Genomic DNA, 22,771 nt, shown 5'->3' with positions numbered 1-22,771 from the left:
CGCAACGGGAGGGGGGACTCCAGGGGTGAGTTGCGCCTGAATCCGATTGGCACAGCCGGGGTCAGGCCCGCAGGTAGACGCGGTTGACGTGGGGATCCAGCCTGAGCCCCGGGGCCACCCGGCCGGCCTCGACGATCGGGCGCAGCGGGCCGTACAGGATCGGCCCCTGGCAATAGACCACCTGGAAGATCAGCCGCGCCGAGGTCCGCGCCGGCTGGCCGCGATGGAAGCCGAAGGTGTTCTCCAGGAAGCTGGTCCCGGCGGGCCCCTCGAACCGGACGAAGCGGTCGCGGCCAAAGGCACCCTCGACCTCGGCGTCGGAATAGCGCCGGATCGGCATCAGCCGGTCCTCGCGGTGCGAACCGCGGACATAGATGTGCGGCCCGGCCCCGGCATCGACATCGGTGAGGTAGACGAACAGCTTGATGAAGCGCCAGTCATCATAGTCGCGGTGGAACAGCTCGGCATGCTGCCCCTCCTCGTCGCCGGCGATCGACCACCAGGCGGCCATGTAGCTGATCGTCGGCTTGCAGCCGAGCGCGGCCTGCACCGCCTCCAGCACCGCCGGGTCGTTGGCGATGGCCAGCGCATGCGGCGCGTTCAGCACCACATCCGGCCGGAAATGGGCGACATGGGTGCCCTTCGGCGCCTGCTCCGGCGCCTGGAAGGTGCCGTGCTCGGGCTTGTAGGGGTTGAAGGATTGGTGGCCGGCGAAGTGGCGCCGCATGTCCGCGATCCGGTCGGCCGTCATCAGCCAGGGCGTCATGGCGAAGCCGTCCGATGCCAGGGCGGAGGCGGCCCCCGTGGCTTCGGGCGAGCCGGACACCGGGGCGCGTCCGACCTGGCCGGCGATCCGGTCCGCCACCCAGTCCCGCCAGGCGACACGCTGGAACCGGCGCTGCAGCAGGAACCGGGTCATCAGCCCGGCCTTGGCCGCATGTTCGGAAAGGGCTGCCATCGAAATCTCCTCGCGCCGAGCGCCGCCGTCGACGACAGCCCGGGGCAGACGCCCGCCCCGGGCCGCCAGCGGTCAAATTCCGCTGCGAGTCCTATACCGGCCGTCTCCGCGCGGACCAAGAATGATTTTCATCCCGGCAAGCGCGGACTGGCCGCCCCCGGTCACTCCGCCGCGCGGTAGATCTCGCCGCCGCCCTCGCGGAACCGCGCCGACATCTCCTCCATCCCCGCCTCGGCCGAGGCCCGGATCTCCTGCGTGATCTTCATCGAGCAGAATTTCGGGCCGCACATCGAGCAGAAATGCGCCGTCTTGGCGCCTTCCGCCGGCAGCGTCTGGTCGTGATAGGCCAGCGCCGTGTCGGGGTCGAGCGACAGGTGGAACTGGTCGCGCCAGCGGAATTCGAAGCGGGCGCGGGACAGGGCGTCGTCGCGCAGCTGCGCCGCCGGGTGCCCCTTGGCCAGGTCGGCGGCATGGGCCGCGATCTTGTAGGTGACCACGCCGGTCTTGACGTCGTCGCGGTCCGGCAGCCCGAGATGCTCCTTCGGCGTGACGTAGCAGAGCATGGCGGTGCCGAACCAGCCGATCATCGCAGCACCGATGCCGGAGGTGATGTGGTCGTAGCCCGGCGCGATGTCGGTGGTGAGGGGCCCGAGCGTGTAGAACGGCGCCTCGCCGCAGACCTCCAGCTGCTTGTCCATATTGGCCTTGATCTTGTGCATCGGCACATGGCCGGGGCCTTCGATCATGACCTGGACGTCGTGCTCCCAGGCGATCCTGGTCAGCTCGCCCAGCGTTTCCAGCTCGGCGAACTGGGCCGCGTCATTGGCGTCGGCGATCGAGCCGGGGCGCAGCCCGTCACCCAGCGAGAAGGCGACGTCATAGGCCCGCATGATCGCGCAGATCTCGCGGAAATGGGTGTAGAGGAAGCTTTCGCGGTGATGCGCCAGGCACCACTTGGCCATGATCGAGCCGCCGCGGCTGACGATGCCGGTGACCCGCTTCGCCGTGAGGTGGATGTAGGGCAGCCGCACCCCGGCATGGATGGTGAAGTAGTCGACCCCCTGCTCCGCCTGCTCGATCAGCGTATCGCGGAAGATCTCCCAGGTCAGGTCCTCGGCCACGCCGCCGACCTTCTCCAGCGCCTGGTAGATCGGCACCGTGCCGATCGGCACCGGGGAGTTGCGCAGGATCCATTCGCGGGTGGTGTGGATGTTGCGGCCGGTCGACAGGTCCATCACCGTGTCGCCGCCCCAGCGGATCGCCCAGACCATCTTCTCCACCTCCTCCGCGATCGAGGAGGTGACGGCCGAGTTGCCGATATTGGCGTTGATCTTGACCAGGAAGTTGCGGCCGATCGCCATCGGCTCGGATTCCGGGTGGTTGATGTTGGACGGGATGATCGCCCGGCCCCGCGCCACCTCGTCGCGCACGAATTCCGGCGTCACATAGTCCGGGATCGCGGCGCCGAAGCTCTCGCCGTCGCGCGCCGCCTGCTCCCGCGCCCGCTCGCGGCCGAGATTCTCGCGGATCGCGACATACTCCATCTCCGGCGTGACGATGCCGGCGCGGGCATAGGCCATCTGCGTCACCGCGGTGCCGCCGCGGGCCCTCAGGGCACGGCGTTCGCCGCGCGGGAACTCGAACAGGTTGGCGGCCTCGCCGGGGCGGCGGCCGTCATCCTCGGGCCTCACGGTGCGGCCGTCATAGGCCTCGACATCGCCGCGGGCGGCGATCCAGCCGGCCCGCAGCGCCGGCAGGCCGGCGCCGATGTCGATCAGCGCCGCCGGGTCGGTGTAGGGGCCGGAAGCGTCATAGACCCGGAGCGACGGCTCGCCGGATTCGGGCGACAGCACGATCTCGCGCATGGCGACTCGCAGGTCCGGGTTGCGCTCGCCCGCGACATGGATCTTGCGCGACGCCGGCAGCGGGCCGGTGGTGACGGTTGTGGGGATGACGTCCTTGGGCATCCACGGCCTCCTCGATCGGACGGATTGAGGGCGTGCCAAAGACGGAAAGCGGAAAAAGCGGCTGAGCGCGCATGTGGTTCCATTCCCTACGCCGGCACGACCCGGATCAGGTTCGAAGGGTTCCCACGTCGCGAATGGTGTGGTGTCTCAGCTCCTTACCGGAGCTCCCCTCGGAACGCCCCGATCAGAGCGCGCGCCGGGAGGGGATGTCAAGCGGCGGCTGCCAGATGGTGCGAACATAGCGTTCTCGGAACGTCGCCGGCCCGCCGCCTCGTCTCGATCTTGACCGGATTCCTAAAAACATCTACATTACAATGCATTGGGGTGGATTTCTGAATTATCGGTTGAAAGCGATGCTGCGACATGCGTGGATGCTGTCTGTCGCGCTGGCCTTGGCTGCCTGTGGCGGCGGGCGCGAGATCGTGCGCAACCCGACCGGCAGCGGCGTTGCCCGGTATGTCACCGCCAACGCGCCAGAGGAGTGCGTGCCCTATGCCCGCGCCGTCTCCGGCATCCAGATCAAGGGCGACGCCTGGACTTGGTGGGACCAGGCCGACGGCGTCTATGGCAAGGGCAGCGCGCCGCGCTCCGGCGCCGTGCTGGTGCTGGGCCGGTCGGACCGGCTGAGCTCCGGCCACATCTCGGTGGTGGTGTCGGTGCGCAACTCGCGCGAGATCACCGTGTCGCACACCAACTGGGGCAATGACGGGCCGACCCGGCGCCGGATCTACCGCGAGCAGTCGGTGATCGACGTCTCCTCCGACAACGACTGGACCGCGGTGCGGTTCTGGAACCCCGACACCGGCGCCTATGGCGGCGTCTACGAGTCGGACGGCTTCGTCTACCCCACCAGCGCCTGACCCGGACAGCGAGTCCCTCGACGCCGGCATGGCGCTTCGGCTATAAGCCCGCGCGCGACTGCGGCACGGCTGCGGCGCAGTGGACGCAGACCATGACCCTCCCCCTTCCCACGCCGGACCCGCGGGCGCGTCGGCGCCTGGAGATCGGCCTTGCCCTGCTCGCCGACGGCCAGCCGGCCGAGGCCGTCGACGCCATCCGCGCCGCGATCGAGATCACGCCGGGCGACGTCGAAAGTCACTATGCCCTGGGCCAGGCGCTCGAGGCGGCCGGCGGCGACGCCGCCGCGGCCTACCGGGCGGCGCTGGAGCTGGACCCGGAGGACCGGATGGGCGCCGCCGTCCGGCTGGCGCTGATCGGCGCCGCCCCGGCGCCGGCACAGCTGCCCGAGGCGCATGTCCGCACCCTGTTCGACCAGTACGCACAGCACTTCGAGGCGTCGCTGGTCGACGCCCTGCATTATCGCGGCCCGGCGCTGCTGCGCCGCGCCGTCGACCGGATCGTGCCCGAGGGCCGTCTCGATATCCTCGATCTCGGCTGCGGCACCGGGCTGGCCGGCGCCGCCTTTGCCGACCGCCGCCGCCGGCTGGACGGGATCGACCTCTCGCCCGGCATGATCCTGCAGGCAATGGCGCGCAACCTGTACGATCGGCTGGAGCCGGGCGAGGTCGTCGCCGCCCTGGCGGGCTGGCCGGAGCGGTACGACCTGGTGCTGGCCGCCGACGTCGCGGTCTATATCGGCGATCTGGCGCCGCTCTTCGCCGCTGTCCGGGCCGTGCTGCGGCCGGGCGGGTGGTTCGCCCTGACCGCGGAATCGCATGAGGGCGAAGGCTGGTTGCTGGGCGACCGCCACCGCTACCTGCATTCGCCCAGCTATCTGGCGGCGGTCGCCGCGGCCACCGGCTTCGCCGTGACCGAGGTCGAGGCCGCCTGGGCCCGCACCGAGAACGGGACGCCGCTGCCCGGCTGGGTGGCGGTGCTGCGGGCGGCATGAACTACCGCCACGCCTTCCACGCCGGCAACCAGGCCGACGTCCTGAAGCATGTGGTGCTGGTGGCGCTGGTCGAGGCGCTGCGCGGCAAGGACAAGCCGTTCTCCGCCCTGGACCTGCATGCCGGGGTCGGCCGCTACGCCCTGGCCGCCGAGGCCGCCAAGACCGGGGAATACATTGACGGCATCGGCCGGATCGACAGCGCGACCGACGCCCCGGCCGCGGTGGCGCGCTATCTCGAGCTGGTGCGCGGCGTCAACCCGTCCGGCCGGCTCGAGATCTATCCGGGATCGCCGCGGCTGATCCGGGCGCTGATGCGGCCGGAGGACCGGCTGACCCTGGTCGAGCTGCATCCGGAGGACAATGCCAGGCTGCGCGCCGAATTCGCCGGCGACGGCCAGGTCGCGATCCACCTCCGCGATTCCTGGGAGGCGCTGCGTGGCCTGCTGCCGCCGCAGCCGCGGCGCGGCCTGCTGCTGCTCGACCCGTCCTTCGAGCAGCCGGACGAGCTGGCGCGGCTGGCGCGCGGCATCGCCACGGCGCAGCGCCGCTGGCCGGAGGGCGTGATCGCCGCCTGGTACCCGATCAAGGACCGGCCGCCGGTCGATGCGATGCTCGCGGCGCTGCCGCCCCTGCCCCGCGCCCGCGTGGCCGAGCTGACCGTGTTCGACACGCTGTTCCCGGCCCGCCTCAACGGCTCCGGACTTGTACTGGTCAACCTGCCCTGGGGCGTCGAGGAGGCGCTGCGCGAGGCCCTGGCCTGGCTGCAGCCGAAGCTGGCCCGCCAGGGTGGCGCCTGGCGGCTGGAGCCGCTGCCGGGCTGAGCGGAATCCCGCTCGCCGTCATGCCGCCGCCGCGTTACGCTTCCCCATTGCGAGGGGAGATTTCAGGATGCGATTGTTTGGACTGGCCGTTGTTCTGACGGCGCTCTCGGCCTGCGCTGCCCAGGCGCCGCGATCGATCGTGCCGACGATGGCGGCTGCCCCGGCGGCGCATCACGCCGCCGTGCCGTTCGAGGCGGTGGCGCCGGCCGGCTATTGCCTGTCGGACGAATCCGACGTCCTCGGGGCGCGGGCGATACAAGCGCTGATCAAGAATCTGGAGCCCGACGACACGGTGCTGGGTGTGTTCCGGCCCTGTGCCGAACCATCATCTCCATCCGCCAGCGCCGTGGTGGATCGGCTGGCGCTCGTCGCCTCCGCCCTGCCGCCGGCATCGGCCAAAGAGGCGGCGATCATGGACCGGCGGATGTTCCTGACGATGATGGCCAACCCCAAGGTGTCGGCGCTGATGAGCGAACGAGCGCTGGACCCGGGGCCGGATTCGTCGTCCCGGCAGTTCCGCATGGACCCAGGGGGATTCCAGTATCTCGGCGCGGATGATTTCGGCGTCTACAACGGCTTCGCACTGACGCCGACCGGGCCTGCAAGCCTGCTCCGCCGTTCCCAGGCCGTGGTCGGCATGAGCATGACCGGCGACCATACCCTGATGGCGGTCGGCGTCAGCGTCGGCCTGCAGGCGGAAGCCCATGGCCGGACGCAGTTGCGGCAGGCGGTATCCGAGCTTCTGCGCGGCACCATCATCGCGGCGGAACGATCCGCACGGGCGAGGCCGGCCGCTCCGGAGCGGTCGTCGCAGCCGCCGGGCCCGGCCGGCCAGTCGGCTTGAGGGGCGATCGCCTGGTCTCTTCCGCGGACCGCCTCACCGGCGCTCATCCGGATAGAGGAAGCCGGAGCGATCCCGGCAATCCGCCGGGAACCGCCGGTTGGGCTGCCGCGTTCCCTCTCCGCCCCAGGCTTCCGCCCTTGCCCAGATGCTGTCCGAACCCGGCCGATCCCCCCGCAGCCTGACCCCGCTGACCGACAAGATCGGCGCCCTGTCCTCGACCAATGGCATCCTGCTGATCCTGGCGGCCACCGCGGCGCTGTATTTCGGCCGCGATATCCTGATCCCGTTCTCGCTGGCGCTGCTGATCAGCTTCGCCATGGCCCCGGTGGTGCTGCAGCTGCGCAAGCTGGGGCTGCCGCGGACCCCGGCGGTGCTGGTCGTGATCGTCGCCCTGTCGATCGCGGCGGTGGTCTTCATCGTGCTGGTCGCCAGCCAGGCGATCGACCTGGCCGGCAACCTGCCGCGATACCAGAGCAACCTCGAGGCGAAGATCCAGTCGATCAAGGAGGTCGCGCCTGGCGGCGGGCTGATCGACCGGCTGACGGCCATGGTGGCCCGCCTGTCGGAGGAGGCGACCGAACGGGCGGTCGCGGCGGCGGCGCCGATGGGCGTGGAGGCCGCGCAGGGCAAGCCGGTCCCGGTGCAGCTGGTGCCGCCGGCGCTGACGCCGTTGCAGCTGGCCTGGGAGGTCGGCGCCCCGCTGCTCGAGCCCTTCGCCATTATCGGCGTGGTCCTGGTCTTCTCGGTGTTCATGCTGCTGGAGCGGGAGGATCTGCGGAACCGGCTGATCTGGCTGCTCGGGTCCAAGGACCTGACCCGCGCCACCGCGGCGATGGACGACGCGGCGCAGCGGCTGAGCCGCTTCCTGCTGGCGCAGGCGCTGCTGAACTTCTGCTACGGCGCGGCCTTCGGCGCCGGCCTCTGGGTCATCGGCGTGCCCAACCCGGTGCTGTGGGGTCTGCTGTCGGCGGTGCTGCGCTTCATCCCGCTGGTCGGGACCGTCTCCGCCGCGCTGCTGCCGACCATCCTGGCCTTCGCCGTCGATCCCGGCTGGCTGATGCCGCTGGCGACGATCGCGCTGTTCGTGGTGCTGGACCTGATCACGGTCAATGTCGGGGAGCCGCTGCTGTATGGCGGCAGCACCGGCCTTTCGCCCTTCGCCGTGCTGTTCGCCACCATCTTCTGGCTGACCCTGTGGGGCATTCCGGGGCTGCTGCTGGCGGTGCCGCTGACGGTCTGCCTGGCCGTGCTGGGCCGGCACGTGCCGCAGTTCGGCTTCCTGGACGTGCTCCTGGGCAGCACGCCGGCGCTGACGCCCGAGGCGCATTTCTATCAGCGCATCCTGGCCGGCGATCCGCTGGAGGCGTCGGAGCTGGCCGAGCGAGGGCTGCAGGGCCAGTCCCGGCAGGCGCTGTTCGAGAGCATGATCCTGCCGGCCATCCACCTGGCCCAGGCCGACCGGCAGCGGGGAGCGCTGGACGGCCCTCAGCGCGCCGCGGTCTGGGGCGGGATTCTGACGGCGGTCGCGGATCTCGACGAGGACGGGCAGGACACGCCGCCCGCGGTGCTGTGCCTCGGCGCGCGAGACGAGCTGGACCAGGCCGCCGCGCTGATGACCGGCCAGATCCTGGCCGAAAAGGGCATCGCGTGCCGCTATGGCGACCGTGGCGGGGCCGTGCCGGAGGCGATCGACGTGCCGGTGGTGATGGCGGCCCATGCCGGCATCGTGACCGAGCATCAGCTGGGCCGGCTGATCCGGCGACTGCGCCGGCGCATCGGGCCGGACGCCATGCTGGTGGTCGGCCTGCTGGGGCCGCGGGAGCTGTCCGGGGAGATGCCGGACGGGCTGGAGGCGCACACGGTGGTCGTCCGCGGCTTCAGCGCCATCGTCGCGGCCGTGACGCAATGGACGCCGAAGCCGGCCGGAAACGGCGGCGGAGAGACAGGGCGCGAGGCGATGCCGGAGCCGTCCGGCATCGCCTCGGCCTGAGTCTCAGGCCTCTTTCTTCTGCCGCTCGATCTTCTTGCGCTCGTTCGGGTCCAGCACGGTCTTGCGCAGGCGAACCGTCTTCGGCGTGACCTCGACAAGCTCGTCGTCGTTGATGTAGGTCAGCGCCCGCTCCAGCGTCATCTGGATCGGCGGGGTCAGGCGCACCGCCTCATCCTTGCTGGTGGTGCGGATGTTGGTCAGCTGCTTGCCCTTCAGCACATTGACCTCGAGGTCGTTGCCGCGGGTGTGCTCGCCGATGATCATGCCCTGGTAGACCTTCGCCTGCGGCTCGATCAGCATCGGGCCGCGATCCTCGAGATTCCACAGCGCATAGGCCACCGCCTCGCCCTGGGCGTTCGAGATCAGCACGCCGGTGTGGCGCGAGGCGATGGCGCCCTTGTGCGGGGCGTAGTCGTGGAAGATCCGGTTCATCACGCCGGTGCCTCGGGTGTCGGTCAGGAACTCGCCCTGGTAGCCGATCAGGCCGCGGGTCGGCACCAGCATGACCAGGCGCTGCTTGCCGCCGCCCGAAGGCCGCATCTCCAGCAGCTCACCCTTGCGCTCGGACAGCTTCTGCACGACGACGCCGGAATGCTCCTCGTCGACGTCGATCGTGACTTCTTCGATCGGCTCCAGCAGCTGGCCGGCATCGTCGTTCTGATACACCACGCGCGGCCGGCTGATCGACAGCTCGAAGCCTTCGCGGCGCATGGTCTCGATCAGGATGCCGAGCTGCAACTCACCGCGGCCGGCGACCTCGAAGGCATCCTTCTCGGCGGTCTCGGTGATCTTCAGCGCGACATTGCCCTCGGCCTCGCGCAGCAGCCGGGCGCGGATGACGCGGCTGGTCACCTTGTCGCCTTCGGTGCCGGCCAGCGGGCTGTCATTGACCGAGAAGGTCATGGCGATGGTCGGCGGGTCGATCGGCTGGGCCGCGAAGGGCTCGGTCACCGACGGGTCGCAGATGGTGTCGGCGACGGTCGCGGTCTCCAGCCCGGCGATGGCGACGATGTCGCCGGCCTCGCCGATGTCGATCGGCTGGCGCTCGATGCCGCGGAAGGCCAGCACCCGGCTGATGCGGCCGGTCTCGATGGTCGACCCGTCGCGCGACAGCGCCTTGACCGTCATGTTCGGCTTGACCGTGCCGGACCGGATGCGGCCGGTCAGCACCCGGCCGAGATAGGGGTTGGCCTCGACCGTGGTCGCCAGCATGCGGAAAGACTGGTCCTCCTCGATCTTCGGCGCCGGGACGTGCTTGAGCACCAGGTCGAACAGCGGCGCCATATCGGTCCGCTCCGCCTCCAGGCTGTCCGCCGCCCAGCCCTGCTTGGCCGAGGAGAACAGGGTCGGGAAGTCGAGCTGGTCGTCATTGGCGTCGAGCGCCGCGAACAGGTCGAACACCTCGTCATGCACCTGATGGGCGCGGGCGTCCGGCCGGTCGCATTTGTTGATCAGCACGATCGGCCGCAGGCCCAGCTTCAGCGCCTTGCCGGTGACGAACTTGGTCTGCGGCAGCGGCCCTTCGGCCGCGTCGACCAGCACCACCACGCCGTCGACCATGTTCAGGATGCGCTCGACCTCGCCGCCGAAATCGGCGTGGCCCGGCGTGTCGACGATGTTGATGCGGACATCCTTCCACACCAGCGAGGTGCATTTCGCCAGGATGGTGATGCCACGCTCGCGCTCGAGGTCGTTCGAGTCCATCACCCGCTCGGCGACCTGTTGGTTCTCGCGGAAGGCCCCCGACTGGCGCAGCAGCACGTCGATCAGCGTGGTCTTGCCATGATCGACATGGGCGATGATGGCGATGTTCCGGATATCCATGGTCCGTCCAAGGGGCGGGAGGGCGGGAAGCGTGCGGGCAAAACAAAGGACGGCGGACGGGTCGTCTTGCCAACGCCCCAGCCGCCGCTGCAGCGCAATATAGGCAGATCGGCGCCGAACGCAAGTCGAGGCGCCAAATCGTTGAAAAGTCGAGAGAGAATTTAAGGCAACCAAGGCAACGAAAGTTGCATGGTATGTGTTCCCATCACGGCACAACCGGAGCGCGAGCGGCGGGCAGCCACGGGCGCGCAGCGATAGGGGGAGCGCGGGATTGCGGGCAAGACTGGGCAGGTTCGGGTGGCTCGGCCTCCTCGCTGCATTGGTTCCTTCGGCAGCGCTGCTGGCCCAGGACGAGCCCGTGACGGACGGTGACGCGGCGGCCGAGGCGGCGCCACTGCCCGACGCGCTGCCCTACACGGCGACGCTGGAACCGGTCGCGGACGAGAACGCGACGGCGGCGCTGACCGGCGCCTCGAACCTGCTGAAGCTGCAGTCCAGCCCGCCTGCCGGCCCGGTCGGGCTGGTCCGCCGGGCGCTGGCCGACCGCGACCGGCTGTACGGTGCGCTGGGGGCGCTGTCGTATTACGGCGGCCAGATCAACATCACCATCGACGGCGTGGCCCTGGACGATCCCGGGCTGATCGACCGGCTGACGGCGCGGCAGGGCAAGGATCCGGTCAAGGTCTCGATCAAGATCGATCTCGGTCCATCTTATAAATTCAAGACCGTGCGGCTGGCCGACACCAACGGGTCGGACCAGCTGCCGCTGGTGATCGACCGGGAGCCGCTCGGCCTCGATCCCGGCAAGCCCGCGCTGTCGGCGACGATCCTGAGCGCCGAGGGCGCCATGGTGGCGCAGATGAACGACCAGGGCTATCCGCTGGCCAAAGTGCCGTCGCGCGACGCGGTGGTCGACCATGCCGACCAGAGCATGGACCTGACCGAGTTTCTCGACCCAGGGCCCAAGGCCGGCTTCGGCCCGGTGACGGTGGAAGGCGAGGAGACGGTCCGGGAAAGCTTCATCCGCAGCCGCGTGCCCTTCGAGGTCGGCCAGACCTATTCGCCGCAGCAGGTCCAGGATCTGCGCAAGGACCTGGCCGATCTGGGCGTATTCAGCAGCGTCCGCGTCACCACCGCGGACCAGATCGACGCTCAGGGCAACGTGCCGGTCACCATCGCGGTGCAGGAGCGGCCGCTGCGCTTCATCGGCTTCGGGGCCAAATACGAGACCAATTACGGCGCTGGCGTGAACGCCTATTGGGGCCACCGCAACCTGTGGGGCGGGGCCGAGCAACTGCGGATCGACGGCGAGGTCAGCGGCCTCGGCTACAACGACGCCGCCGAGCCGAACTTCAAGTTCGGCGTTTCCCTCAAGGTGCCGGGCTTCCTCGACCGCGACACCACGCTCGACGCCAAGGCCGAGGCGGTGCGCGAGGTGCTGGACGCCTACACCAGCACCCGCGGCCTGGTGCAGGGCATCGCCACCTACAAATACTCGAAGGAGATCGACCTGCTGGCCGGGCTCAGCTTCGAAATCGGCCATGTCGAGAATGACGAGGGCGAGTGGGACTACACCTTCGTCGGCATCCCGCTCGGCGCCAAGATCGACACCACCGACAACCTGTTGAACCCGACCAAGGGCTACCGGGCGCAGCTGTCGCTGACCCCCTATCCCAGCTTCCTCGGCTCCTCGGTCGACATGATCGTGGCCAAGGCGCTGGGGTCGACCTATATCGACCTGTCGGGTGGCGACGGCGACATCATCCTGGCCGGGCAGCTGGGCATCAGCAGCATCGCCGGGCCGGACATCGCCGACGTGCCGCCCGACAAGCGGCTCTATGCCGGCGGCGGCGGCAGCGTGCGCGGCTACAAGTACCAGAGCATCGGCCCGCTGGATAAGAACGACAATCCGACCGGGGGCCTCAGCTCGATCATCGGCAGCCTGGAACTGCGCTACAAGATCACCGACACGATCGGCATCGTGCCGTTCTTCGACGCCGGCGGCGTCTATGAGAAGAGCGTCCCGGATTTCGGCAGTGACATCCAGTACGCCGCCGGGCTAGGCGCCCGCTACTACACCGGCATCGGGCCGATCCGCGCCGACATCGCCGTCCCGCTGAACAAGCGCAAGAGCGACGACAGCTTCCAGCTCTACATCAGCATCGGGCAGGCCTTCTGATGCGCGCGCTGCGGATTCTCCTGATCATCCTCGCGGTCGTCATCGGCCTGCCGGTGGCGCTGCTGCTGATCGTCTTCGCGGCGGCGCAGACCGGCCCCGGCAAGCGCCTGATCGCCGAGCAGGCCGGCAGCCTGGCGAGCTCGCCGGAGATGCAGGTCTCGGTCGGCGCGATCGAGGGCTTCGTGCCCTTCGACATGACGGTGCGCGATGTCGCCGTATCCGACCCCGCCGGCAAGATGGTGACGGTCGACTGGGCCCGCCTGGCCTGGAGCCCGGCGGCGCTGCTGCGCCGCACCCTGCGGGTCGACGCGGTGGAGGCCGGCACGGTCACGGTCGACCGCCTGCCTGCCGGCGGCGCCGAGCCGGAGCCGGAGCCGAACTCCACCGGCTTCTCGCTGCCGCGGTTGCCGGTCGACATCCGGCTCGACCGGCTGAATGTCGAGCGGATCGCGGTCGGCCCGGCCGTCGCCGGGCTGGCGGCAACGCTGAGCGTGGCCGGCGACGCCCAGCTGGGCGACCCGTCGCAGGGGCTGGCCGCCAACCTCGCCGTCCGCCGGCTGGACGGCGCCGCCGGCGACATCACCGCCAGGCTGGCCTTCATCCCGTCGACCGAGCAGCTCGACGTCGCCGTGTCGGTGCAGGAGCCGCCGGGCGGCCTGATCGCCGGCATGGCCCAGTTTCCCGGGCAGCCGCCGGTCGACCTCAAGCTCAACGGCACCGGCACCTTGCGCGACTGGCGCGCCACCCTGGCCGGCAAGGTCGGCGACCTGGGGAGCGTCGAGGGCCAGGTCCGGATCGAGCCGGGCGAAGGTCGCCGGCGCCTGACCGTCGATCTGAGCGCCGACGCGGCCCGGCTGGTCCCGGCCGCGCTCGCCGCCACCGCCGCCCCGCTGCTGCAGGGCCGGACGACGCTGAAGGCCGAGGCCGAGATCGCCGATACCGGCCCGATCACCATCCGCCAGCTCGACGCCGCGGCCGCCGCCGGCAGCGTCTCGGTCACCGGCAGCGTGAACCCGACCGGCAACCAGGTCGCTCTCGCCTACACGCTCCGGGCCGGCGCCGCCGCCGGCTTCGCCACGCTGCTGCCGCCGGACACTGGCTGGGAATCGCTCGCGGTCGACGGCACCGCCAAGGGTGCGCTGGATGCACCGGTGATCGTGGCCGCGATCCGCGGTGCCGGGCTGCGCCAGGCCCCCTATGGGGCCGGCACGCTGGCGGTCGACCTGACGGCGACGCCACACGGCCCGTTCTCCGACCCCGAGGCGCCGATCGGCCTGCACGTCACCGCCGCCGCCGACGGCCTGGCGCTCGGCGATCCGGTGCTGGAGACGGCGGCCGGCCACACCCTGCAGCTCAGCCTTGACGGCAGCGCCACCCAGTCGGGCAAGACGGTGATCGACCGGCTGGAGACCCGGCTGGACGGCGCGGTGGTGACCGCGAGCGGCCAGGGCGATGCGCTGGCACCCTCCGGCGCCGGCGCGCTGCACCTGACCTATGCCGATCTCGGCCGTCTGTCCGCCCTCGTTGGCCAGCCGATCTCCGGCGCGCTCGACCTCACGGTGAAGCCGACGCTGGCCGCCGACGGCGCCGCCACCCTGGAATGGACCGGCACCATCGCCGAGCCGAAGGCCGAGGCGACACCGACCGCCGCGGTGCTCGGCCGGGAGGCGACGCTGACCGGCCGGATCGAGCGCGACGCCGGCGGCAAGATCACCGTGTCCGGCATCAGCGTGAAGGGCGAGAAGGCCTCGCTCGACGCTGCCGGGACGCTGGATGGCGACGCAATCCAGGGCACGGTCAAGGCGGCGCTCGGCTCGATCGCCGCGGTCTCGCCCGGCGTCGAGGGCGCGGTGTCGGTCGACGCCGCCCTGTCCGGCAGCATCGGCGCGCTCGGCGTCAAGGGCCAGGTCGTGGCCGAGGGGGTGAAGACCGCCGGCCATACGGTCGAGCACCTGATCGTCGACATCGACGCCGCCGGCCTGCCCGCCGCCCCCGCCGGCACGGTCAAGCTGGCCGGCACGGTCGACGGCAAGCCGGCCACCGGCGACATCGCGCTGGCCCGGAAGCCGGATGGCGGCATCGATGTCAGCAGGCTGGTGCTGGACGTCGCCGGCATCAAGACCGACGGCAACGCAGCGGTGGCGGCGGACGGCAAGCCGGTCGGCGGCACCATCCGCCTGACGGTCGCCGATCTCGGCGTGGTCGGCGCCTTCATCGGCCAGGCGCTGCGCGGCGAGCTGGACGCCACCCTGACGCTCGACCCCACAGCCGGCGCCAAGATCGACCTGACCGCCCGGCGCGTCGCCTATGCCGACCAGGCCCAGCTCGGCGAGATCCGGCTGACCGGCACCGTGCTCGACCCGATGGCCGACGGAAGGCGCATCCAGGACGGCAAGCTGCTGGTGACCAACGCCACCGCCAGCGGCACCCCGATCAGCCGGGCCGAGCTGACCGTCGCCGGCACGATGCAGCAGCTGGCGCTGAAGCTGCAGGCCGCGACCGGCTACGGCACCGCCGACATGGCCGCCGATATCGGCCTGAACGGAGCCGAGACGGTGGTCGGGCTGAAGAGCCTGGCGATCCGCCAGTCCGGCCAGTCGCTCACCCTGTCGAAGCCGGCCACCATCCGCGCCGGCGCCGCCGGCGTCGATCTCGGCACCATCGACCTCGCGGTCAGCGGCGGCGGCAGCGTCAGCCTGTCGGGCAAGGCCGGCGACGCGCTGGACCTGCGCGCCCGCATCGCCCGGCTGCCGCTCGGCCTGGCTTCGATCGCCAGCCCGGGCCTCCAGCTGCAGGGGCAGCTGAACGGCGACGCCACCATCACCGGCAGCGCCGCCGACCCTGGCGGCAAGTTCTCGCTGAAGGTCTCCGGCGCCAAGATGGGCGGCCTCGACACCGCCGGCCTGCCCGCGGTCGACGCCACCGCTGACGGCACGCTCGGCGGGCAGCGCATCACCGTCACCAGCCGGGTCACCGCCGGCCGCGCCCGGTTGGACCTGCAGGCCGCGGTGCCGCTGGGCGGCGGGGCGCTTTCGGGCTCGGCCAAGGGCCAGGTCGACCTGGCGATGTTCAACGACTTCCTGGGCGCGGGCGCCGACCGCATCGGCGGCCCGCTGTCGCTCGATGTCAGGATCGAGGGCACGCCGGACAAGCCGCAGGCCTCCGGCACCGTCACGCTGCGCAACGGCAGCTATCAGAACTCGGAATACGGCGTCCGGCTACAGAACATCGACGCCACCGTGACCGGCGCCGGCGACAGCTTCCGCCTGACCAGCCTGTCCGCCAAGACGCCGGGCGGCGGAACCATCAGCGGCAGCGGCAGCGTCACCCTGGGCCCACGCGGCAGCCTGCCGGTCGACCTGAAGATCCAGACCAGCAACGCGCTGCTGGTGTCCAGCGAGCTGGCGACGGCCCATGCCGACAGCGACCTGTCCCTGTCTGGGGACCTGTCGGCCGACGCGGTGTTCCAGGGCTCGATCAAGATTCGCAACGCCGTCATCCAGATCCCCGACAGCTTCCCGGTCTCGGTGACGCCGATCCCGGTGCGCCAGATCAACGTGCCGCCGGAATATGCGGCCCGAATGAAGGCGGAGGGCGTTGCCCTCAACACGGCGACGCCGCAGAGCCGGAACCGGAATCGGGAGCGGAACCAGCCGCAGAAGCCGCCGTCGCAGATCCGGCTCGACATCAACGTCGATTCGCCGAACCAGTTCTATGTCCGCGGCCAGGGCATCGACGCCGAAATGCAGGGCCAGCTCCATATCACCGGCACGACCTCCACCCCCGACATTGAAGGCGACTTCAAGATGCGGCGCGGCCAGATCTCGAAATTCGGCCAGCGCCTGGACTTCGAGCACGGCAATCTCAGCTTCGACGGCGGGGCGCTGGATCCGCGGCTGGACTTCCTGGCCTCGACCCGGACCGGCGACGTCACCGCCTATATCCAGGTCGGCGGCTATGCCTCGAAACCGGAGCTGACGCTGAGCTCGTCGCCGGAGTTGCCGCAGGACGAGGTGCTGTCGCGCCTGCTGTTCGGCAAGGCCACCGGCCAGCTCAGCCCGGTTCAGGCGATCCAGCTGGCCCAGGCGGCGGCGGAAATGGCAGGCGTCGGCGGCGGCGGCACCGGGCTGCTCGGCGGCATCCAGAAGTCGCTCGGCCTCGACCAGCTCGACTTCAACACCGACGCCTCCGGCGGCTCGGCGATCGGCCTCGGCCGTTACCTCACCAAGGGCGTGCGGGTCGGGGTGGAGCAGGGCATCGACGCCGGCAGCACCCGGGCGACGGTCACCATCGACATCACCGACAACATCAAGGGCAAGGCCGAGGCCGGCGGCGACAGCGGCGGCGGCGTCGGCGTGACCATGGAGTGGGACTACTGACCGCCGCCGTCAGCCGGCGGCTCTCCGGCCCGGCTCCTCGCCGTCCCGCGGGACCGCCACCGCGCCTTCCGGCAGGTGCTGGCGCAGAAACTCGGCCAGCATCTCGATCTCGCCCCGCCGCGCCGCCCCCCGACGCCATACCAGCCCGATCCGCCGCGACGGCTGCGGCGCGTCGAAGGGCCTGAGCGCGACCTCGCTGTCGGCCGTGGTCGGCGCGGTGCAGGCCAGGGCCGGCAGCAGGGTGATGCCGATCCGCCCGGCCACCATCTCACGCAGGGTGGACAGGCTGGTGGCGCCGAACGAATCCTCCTCGGTCCGCGCCGCGCTGCGGCACACCTCCAGCGCCTGGTCGCGCAGGCAATGCCCGTCCTCCAGTAGCAGCAGATGCTCGCCCGACAGGTCGGCCGGCGTCACCCGGTTGGCCCGGGCCAGCCGGTGGCCGGTCGGCACGGCCAGCAGGAAGGGCTCGTCGAACACCGGCAGCGAGTCCAGCTTGGCATCTTCGACCGGCAGGGCCAGCAACGCCGCCTCCAGCTCGCCGCGGCGCAGCCGCTCGACCAGCCGGTCGGTCAGGTCCTCGCGCAGATACAGGCGCAGGTCGGGATAGGTGCGGCGCAGCGTGCGCATCAGCCGCGGCAGCAGATAGGGCCCGAGCGTCGGGATCACGCCGAGCCGGAAGTCGCCGGCCAGCGGCGCCGCCTGGTCGCGGGCGGCCAGCAGCAGGTCCTGGGTCTCGGCCAGAATGCGCCGCGCCCGGGCAACGATGGTTTCGCCCAACGGGGTCAGGATGATCCGGCGCTTCGACCGCTCGAACAGCGGCCCGCCCAGCATCTCCTCCAGCGCCTGGACCTGGGCGCTGAGCGAGGGCTGGCTGACATGGCAGGCGGCCGCGGCGCGGCCGAAATGGCGCGTGTCGGCGACGGCGACGACATAGCGGAGCTGCCGCAGGGTGATCGGTTGGTTCATAGGCTCAGGCTATCATAATTGTCGGAACAATCGATTTGATTGTGGGACTCCGGCTTGCTATCCCCTTGCTGCACTGCGGCACCAACGCTGTTGCGCCGCACACAAAACCCAACGAACGCAGATCCCACGGAGCCTCTCGATGCCCATGCTGACCATTGGCGACACCTTCCCGGATTTCTCGCTCCAGGCCGTTGTCTCGACCAATCCGAAGGACGCCTTCACGCAGATCGACCGCGCCGCCAGCAAGGGCAAGTGGAAGATCGTGTTCTTCTGGCCGAAGGACTTCACCTTCGTCTGCCCGACCGAGATCGCCGCGTTCGGCAAGCTGGCCGGCGACTTCGCCGACCGTGACGCGCTGACCTACGGCGTCTCGACCGACAGCGAGTTCGTGCATCTGGCCTGGCGCCAGAACCACGCCGACCTGAAGGACCTGCCGATCCCGATGCTGGCCGACATCCGCAAGGATCTCAGCCGCTCGCTCGGCATCCTCGAGAAGAACGAGGAAGTCTGCCTGCGCGCCACCTTCATCGTCGACCCGGACAACATCATCCGCTTCGTCTCGGTCAACGACATGTCGGTCGGCCGCAACCCGCACGAGGTTCTGCGCGTGCTCGACGCGCTGCAGACCGACGAGCTGTGCCCCTGCAACTGGCAGAAGGGCGAGGAGACCCTGCAGGCCGCCTGATCCGGCGTCCTGTCTCTCCGGCCGGCCCCAAGCGGGCCGGCCACCGTCTTGTCCCAGTCCCGCCGGAGCCCCCATGTCGATCGACACGCTGAAGGCCAGCCTTCCCGACTACGCCAAGGATCTGAAGCTCAACCTGTCCTCGATTCTGACCCCGCCCGGCGTGACCGCCCAGCAGATCTGGGGCTCGGCCCTGGCCAGCGCCTATGCCTCGCGCAACGCCACCGTGATCAAGGCGATCGCGGCCGAGGCGGCGCAGCACCTGTCGCCCGAGGCGCAGGGCGCCGCCAAGACCGCGGCGGCGATCATGGGCATGAACAACATCTACTACCGCTTCACCCACCTCGTGTCCGAGAAGGACTATGCGACCATGCCGGCGCGGCTGCGCATGAACGCGATCGCCAATCCCGGCGTCGACCAGGTGGATTTCGAGCTGTATTCGCTGGCCGTGTCGGCGATCAACGGCTGCGGCATGTGCATGGACAGCCATGAGCAGGTCGTCGCCAAGAAGGGCGTCGGCAAGGACGTGGTCCAGGCCGTGATCCGGATCGCCGCGGTGATCCACGCCGTGGCCGCCACCCTGGACGCCGAGGAGAAGCTGGCCGCCTGAAGGCTTCCGGCTCCGGCTCGACGCAAGGCCCGCCTCCGGCGGGCCTTTTCGTTTCCCGCTATTTGCCGGCCGGAAGCGTCGCCAGATACTCGATGATCGGGGCGACATCCTCCGGCGCGACCGGGGCCTTGTACGTCTTGACCATCTTGTTGACCACAGCCGTCCAGGCGTCCTTCGACAGGGCGGGCTGGTTCAGCACCATGCCGGCCGAGTGGCAGGCCAGGCAGTTGTTGTTGATCGCCTCAGCCTCGGCTCCTCCCGGAAACGTCCGATCGCTGTCGGGAAGGTCGACCGAGACCGATTTGAGCTCGAACGGCGTGGCAGCCCGGACCGTCCAGGCCATCGGCACGGCGCACAGCAGGCCGGCGATCCACAAGTTGCGAAGCATCGGACCCTCCTCAGGCCGCCGTGATGTCGATGGTCTCGATGACGTTGCGCATGAAGCCCGCCGGGTTCCAGTTGGGCCTGTCGGGCTGGGCCTGGCCCTTGCTGTTGGTGCAGCGGACCGCCACGGCATGCCTGCCCGGGGGCAGCGACACGGTCTCGGCAGTCCAGGCCCGGAAGCTGTATTGGCCATGGTCGGCATCCAGCCGGGCCGGCTGCCAGGTGCCACCGTCGACCGAGATGTCCACGGCGGTGACCCCGCAGTCCCCGCCGAAGGCGAGGCCGCGCAGCGCGGCCGGCTTGCCGGCAGGCAGCGAGCCTCCCGTCGCGACATTCGTGACAAAGGACCGCGGCACCATCCGGTTGATCGGGACCGTGGGCACGCCCGTCTGGCCCGGCCTGATGTCGGCATGCGGCGTGTCCGGGATGGTGTAGGCGGTCTTCATCCAGTAGTTCGTGTCGGGCTGATCCAGCACCTCGATGTCGCTGAGCATCTTCACCCAGTAGGTCGCGTACCAGCCGGGCACGACCAGCCGCAGCGGGAAGCCGTTCAGCAGCGGCAACTGCGCGCCGTTCATGGCGTAGGCGATCATCACCTCGCCGTCCCGGGCATGGTCGATGTCGAGCGACTTGATAAACCGCGGCGCGTCGTCCACCACCGGCTCGTCCAGGCCGCGCAGGCGCACCTGGACCGCGCCGGGCTTGACCCCCGCCCGGTCCAGCACGTCCCTCAGCCGCACCCCGGCCCATACCGCGTTGCCCATGGCGCCATTCGCCCATTGCCCCCCGGGGACCCGCGGCTCGAAGAAGCCGCGCGAATTGCCGGAGCACTGATTGACGGCGGCGAGCTCGACCCGCGGCAGGCCGTGCAGGATGTCATCGAGCGACAGGGACAGGGGCTGGCCGACATGCCCGTGCACGGCGAGCCGGAAGCTGTCGACATCGATCTCGGTCGGAATGACCGCCCAGTGCCAGCGCACATAGAACTGGTCGTTCGGCGTGAACACGCCCTTGTCAAAGACCTCCCAGGGCGTCTCCAGCATCGGCGGGCGCGTTCGCTGCACGATCATCGCCCCCTTTTCCGGGAAGTCGGTGGCGATCGGCCGCGCCGTCGGACCGCCCGGCAAAGGCAGATCGACCATCGACTGCGCCCAGGCCGGAGCCGAGATCGTGGCCAGGCCGCCCAACCCCGCCATGCCGAGCAGGCGCCGGCGCGTCATCGCGTTGCGGTGCGGATCGGTCTCGAACGCTGAAGCCATCTTCGAAGTCCCTGGTGCGGCGCGTGCCAGGCCGGTGAGATCCGATCGCCGGGCCCGCGGTCATGAGGAGCTTCGAACGGTTTCACGAAAGCGTCAATCGATCCAACAGATTGAGCTTGTGATTTTGATCGATGATGCTGATTGACCGGTCCCGGCCTATTCCGCCGCCAGCCGGTCGAGCGGGATGCGGCGCCGGCGGGTGGAGCGGTCGGCCAGCACCATCGGCATGCCGTCGGAGCAGGTCTCGATCCGCGCCTCGACGCCGTAGACCTCGCGCAGCATCGCGGCGGTGACCACTTCGCGCGGCTCGCCGCAGGCGGCGACGCGGCCCTCCCGCAGCACCAGCACCCGGTCGGTGAAGCGCACCGCCTGGTTCAGGTCGTGCAGCGCGATCAGCACGCAGAGGCCCCGGCTGCGAGCGAGGTCGCGGATCAGGGTCAGCACCTCGACCTGGCGCTGCAGGTCGAGCGCGCTGGTCGGCTCGTCCATCAACAGGATGCGCGGGTCGCGCACCAGCGCCTGGGCGATCGACACCAGCTGCTTCTGGCCACCGCTGAGCTCGCCCAGGCTGCGCATGGCGAGGTCGTCGATCTCGAGCAGCGCCAGGGTGCGGGTGACAGCGTCGAGATCGCTGTCGTCGACGCGCCAGCCGGCGCTGCTCTTGCGCGCCAGCAGCACGGATTCGAGCACGGTGAGGACGGCGTTCACCACTGCCTCTTGCGGCAGGTGGCAGGGCCGGTTCGCGTCGCCCTGGTCCCAGTTGCCGGCGGGGCGGCCGTCGACCAGCACCTCGCCCGGGCCGCCGATCAGCCCGGCGATGCGGCGGAACAGGCTGGACTTGCCGACCGCGTTCGGGCCGATCACGGCGGTGACCTCGCCGCCCGCCATCACCGGGGTGGTGATGCCGTGCAGCACCGCCCGGCGGCCGTAGGCGACCGAGACGTCGCGCAACTCCAGGGTCACGGGGGTCATTGCCATGCGCGGCGCCGGCTGGCCAGGATCAGGCTGAAGAAGAACGGCACGCCGACCAGCGCGGTGATCACGCCTACGGGCAAGATCACGCCCGGCACGATCGACTTCGACACGATCGAGGTGGCGGACAGCATCAGCGCCCCGGCCAGGGCCGAGGCCGGCAGGAAGAAGCGCTGGTCCTCGCCGATCAGCATGCGGGCGATGTGCGGCCCGACCAGCCCGACGAAACCGATGGTGCCGACGAAGGCGACCGGCACCGCGGCCAGCAGACTAACGGCCAGGATCGTCTCCAGCCGCAGCCGGCGGACATCGATGCCGAAGCTGCAGGCCTTGTCCTCGCCCAGGCGCAGCGCCGTCAGCTGCCAGGCCCGGCGCGCCATCAAGGGCAGCAGCACGACCAGGACGATCGCCGTGACTGCCAGCTTGCCCCAACTGGCCTTGCCCAGGCTGCCCATGGTCCAGAACACCACCGCCGCCAGCGCCTGTTCCGACGCCACATATTGCAGCAGCGACAACAGGGCGTTGAAGGTGAAGACGATGGCGATGCCCAGCAGCACCACCGTCTCCATGGTCACGCCGCGGCGCTGGCTCAGCGCGTGCAGCCCCAGCGACGCCACCAGCGCCATCAGGAAGGCGTTGACCGGCACCATGATGTCGGTCAGGGCGGGGATCAGCGCCACGCCGAGCACGATCGCCAGCGCCGCGCCGAAGCTGGCGGCGGCCGAGATGCCGAGGGTGAAGGGGTCGGCCAGCGGGTTGTTCAGCACCGTCTGCATCTGCGCCCCGGCCACGGCCAAAGCGGCGCCGACCACCACGGCCATCAGCGCCACCGGCAGGCGGATGTCCCAGATCACCACCCGCAGCGTCGCCGGCACGTCGGAGGGCGAGACCAGGGCCGACACCACCTCGCCAACGCCGTAGCGCGCCGGGCCGATGCCGATGTCGAGCACCAGGCTGACCAGCAGCGCCGCGGCCAGGGCCGCGAGCAGCAGCAGCTTGCGCCGGGCCAGGCCGCGATAAGCGGCACGGCCGGCGCGCAGATGGGTGTCGATCGGGATCGGAGAGGTGTGGTCGACCATGAGAC

The 22,771-nt window shown here is 70.3% G+C and carries 17 protein-coding genes and 1 riboswitch; of the genes, 9 read left to right on the top strand and 8 right to left on the bottom strand.

What is annotated here, in order from left to right:
* Nucleotides 1-61 precede the first annotated feature (61 nt).
* Together FFK22_RS21700 and thiC are read right to left on the bottom strand one after the other, a co-directional pair.
* Nucleotides 62-958, bottom strand: coding sequence for a phytanoyl-CoA dioxygenase family protein (locus FFK22_RS21700; protein WP_138888359.1), 897 nt, complete (start codon nt 956-958; stop codon nt 62-64).
* Between the two features lie 161 nt (nt 959-1,119).
* The gene (gene thiC, locus FFK22_RS21695; protein ID WP_138888360.1) at nt 1,120-2,925 is read right to left on the bottom strand and encodes a phosphomethylpyrimidine synthase ThiC; all 1,806 of its coding nucleotides are present in this window, start codon (nt 2,923-2,925) and stop codon (nt 1,120-1,122) included.
* A gap of 65 nt (nt 2,926-2,990) precedes the next feature.
* Nucleotides 2,991-3,106, bottom strand: a riboswitch (TPP riboswitch).
* A 190-nt stretch (nt 3,107-3,296) separates the two neighbouring features.
* Between thiC and FFK22_RS21690 the strand changes: the two genes are divergently transcribed.
* The 5 genes from FFK22_RS21690 to FFK22_RS21670 all read left to right on the top strand — a co-directional run bounded on the left by FFK22_RS21690 (nt 3,297) and on the right by FFK22_RS21670 (nt 8,432).
* Nucleotides 3,297-3,785: a CHAP domain-containing protein gene (locus FFK22_RS21690; protein ID WP_138888361.1), complete on the top strand. Its 489-nt coding sequence runs from the start codon at nt 3,297-3,299 to the stop codon at nt 3,783-3,785.
* Between the two features lie 92 nt (nt 3,786-3,877).
* Nucleotides 3,878-4,777 carry a class I SAM-dependent methyltransferase gene (locus FFK22_RS21685; protein ID WP_138888362.1) on the top strand — a complete coding sequence of 300 codons (900 nt, stop codon included), beginning with the start codon at nt 3,878-3,880 and terminating at the stop codon, nt 4,775-4,777.
* Nucleotides 4,774-5,598 carry a 23S rRNA (adenine(2030)-N(6))-methyltransferase RlmJ gene (locus FFK22_RS21680; RefSeq protein WP_138888363.1) on the top strand — a complete coding sequence of 275 codons (825 nt, stop codon included), beginning with the start codon at nt 4,774-4,776 and terminating at the stop codon, nt 5,596-5,598. The genes FFK22_RS21685 and FFK22_RS21680 overlap by 4 nt, the downstream gene beginning before the upstream one ends.
* 67 nt (nt 5,599-5,665) lie before the next feature.
* The gene (locus tag FFK22_RS21675; protein WP_138888364.1) at nt 5,666-6,442 is read left to right on the top strand and encodes a hypothetical protein; all 777 of its coding nucleotides are present in this window, start codon (nt 5,666-5,668) and stop codon (nt 6,440-6,442) included.
* Between the two features lie 145 nt (nt 6,443-6,587).
* Entirely contained in the window at nt 6,588-8,432 is a 1,845-nt protein-coding gene (locus tag FFK22_RS21670) for an AI-2E family transporter (RefSeq protein WP_138888365.1), read from the top strand.
* A gap of 3 nt (nt 8,433-8,435) precedes the next feature.
* Here FFK22_RS21670 and typA read toward each other — a convergent pair whose 3' ends face one another.
* Complete coding sequence (gene typA / locus FFK22_RS21665) at nt 8,436-10,256, bottom strand: translational GTPase TypA (RefSeq protein WP_138888366.1); 1,821 nt, start codon at nt 10,254-10,256, stop codon at nt 8,436-8,438.
* A 358-nt stretch (nt 10,257-10,614) separates the two neighbouring features.
* Here typA and FFK22_RS21660 point away from each other — a divergent pair, with 358 nt between their 5' ends.
* On the top strand, nt 10,615-12,435 hold the full coding sequence (locus FFK22_RS21660) for an autotransporter assembly complex family protein (protein ID WP_138888367.1): 1,821 nt from the start codon (nt 10,615-10,617) through the stop codon (nt 12,433-12,435).
* Complete coding sequence (locus tag FFK22_RS21655) at nt 12,435-16,814, top strand: translocation/assembly module TamB domain-containing protein (protein WP_138888368.1); 4,380 nt, start codon at nt 12,435-12,437, stop codon at nt 16,812-16,814. The genes FFK22_RS21660 and FFK22_RS21655 overlap by 1 nt, the downstream gene beginning before the upstream one ends.
* 9 nt (nt 16,815-16,823) lie before the next feature.
* Here FFK22_RS21655 and FFK22_RS21650 read toward each other — a convergent pair whose 3' ends face one another.
* On the bottom strand, nt 16,824-17,780 hold the full coding sequence (locus FFK22_RS21650) for a LysR substrate-binding domain-containing protein (protein WP_138888369.1): 957 nt from the start codon (nt 17,778-17,780) through the stop codon (nt 16,824-16,826).
* Nucleotides 17,781-17,919: 139 nt separating this feature from the next.
* On the opposite strand from FFK22_RS21650, the gene FFK22_RS21645 reads away from it, so the two are divergent.
* Together FFK22_RS21645 and FFK22_RS21640 are read left to right on the top strand one after the other, a co-directional pair.
* Nucleotides 17,920-18,465, top strand: a complete 546-nt coding sequence (locus FFK22_RS21645) for a peroxiredoxin (protein ID WP_186002573.1) — start codon at nt 17,920-17,922, stop codon at nt 18,463-18,465.
* Nucleotides 18,466-18,538: 73 nt separating this feature from the next.
* On the top strand, nt 18,539-19,072 hold the full coding sequence (locus FFK22_RS21640) for a carboxymuconolactone decarboxylase family protein (protein ID WP_138888370.1): 534 nt from the start codon (nt 18,539-18,541) through the stop codon (nt 19,070-19,072).
* Nucleotides 19,073-19,130: 58 nt separating this feature from the next.
* Here FFK22_RS21640 and FFK22_RS21635 read toward each other — a convergent pair whose 3' ends face one another.
* The 4 genes from FFK22_RS21635 to FFK22_RS21620 all read right to left on the bottom strand — a co-directional run bounded on the left by FFK22_RS21635 (nt 19,131) and on the right by FFK22_RS21620 (nt 22,766).
* On the bottom strand, nt 19,131-19,460 hold the full coding sequence (locus tag FFK22_RS21635) for a cytochrome c (RefSeq protein WP_138888371.1): 330 nt from the start codon (nt 19,458-19,460) through the stop codon (nt 19,131-19,133).
* Nucleotides 19,461-19,470: 10 nt separating this feature from the next.
* Nucleotides 19,471-20,715: a molybdopterin-dependent oxidoreductase gene (locus FFK22_RS21630; protein ID WP_186002572.1), complete on the bottom strand. Its 1,245-nt coding sequence runs from the start codon at nt 20,713-20,715 to the stop codon at nt 19,471-19,473.
* A gap of 156 nt (nt 20,716-20,871) precedes the next feature.
* On the bottom strand, nt 20,872-21,693 hold the full coding sequence (locus FFK22_RS21625) for an ABC transporter ATP-binding protein (RefSeq protein WP_221938759.1): 822 nt from the start codon (nt 21,691-21,693) through the stop codon (nt 20,872-20,874).
* Nucleotides 21,684-22,766, bottom strand: a complete 1,083-nt coding sequence (locus tag FFK22_RS21620; RefSeq protein WP_138888372.1) for an iron ABC transporter permease — start codon at nt 22,764-22,766, stop codon at nt 21,684-21,686. Before FFK22_RS21620 ends, FFK22_RS21625 begins: the two co-directional genes overlap by 10 nt.
* Between the last annotated feature and the right edge of the window lie 5 nt (nt 22,767-22,771).

Source organism: Mycobacterium sp. KBS0706, from assembly GCF_005938675.2.
Lineage (GTDB): Bacteria > Pseudomonadota > Alphaproteobacteria > DSM-16000 > Inquilinaceae > Inquilinus.
This window is presented reverse-complemented; position numbering and strand designations above follow the sequence as displayed.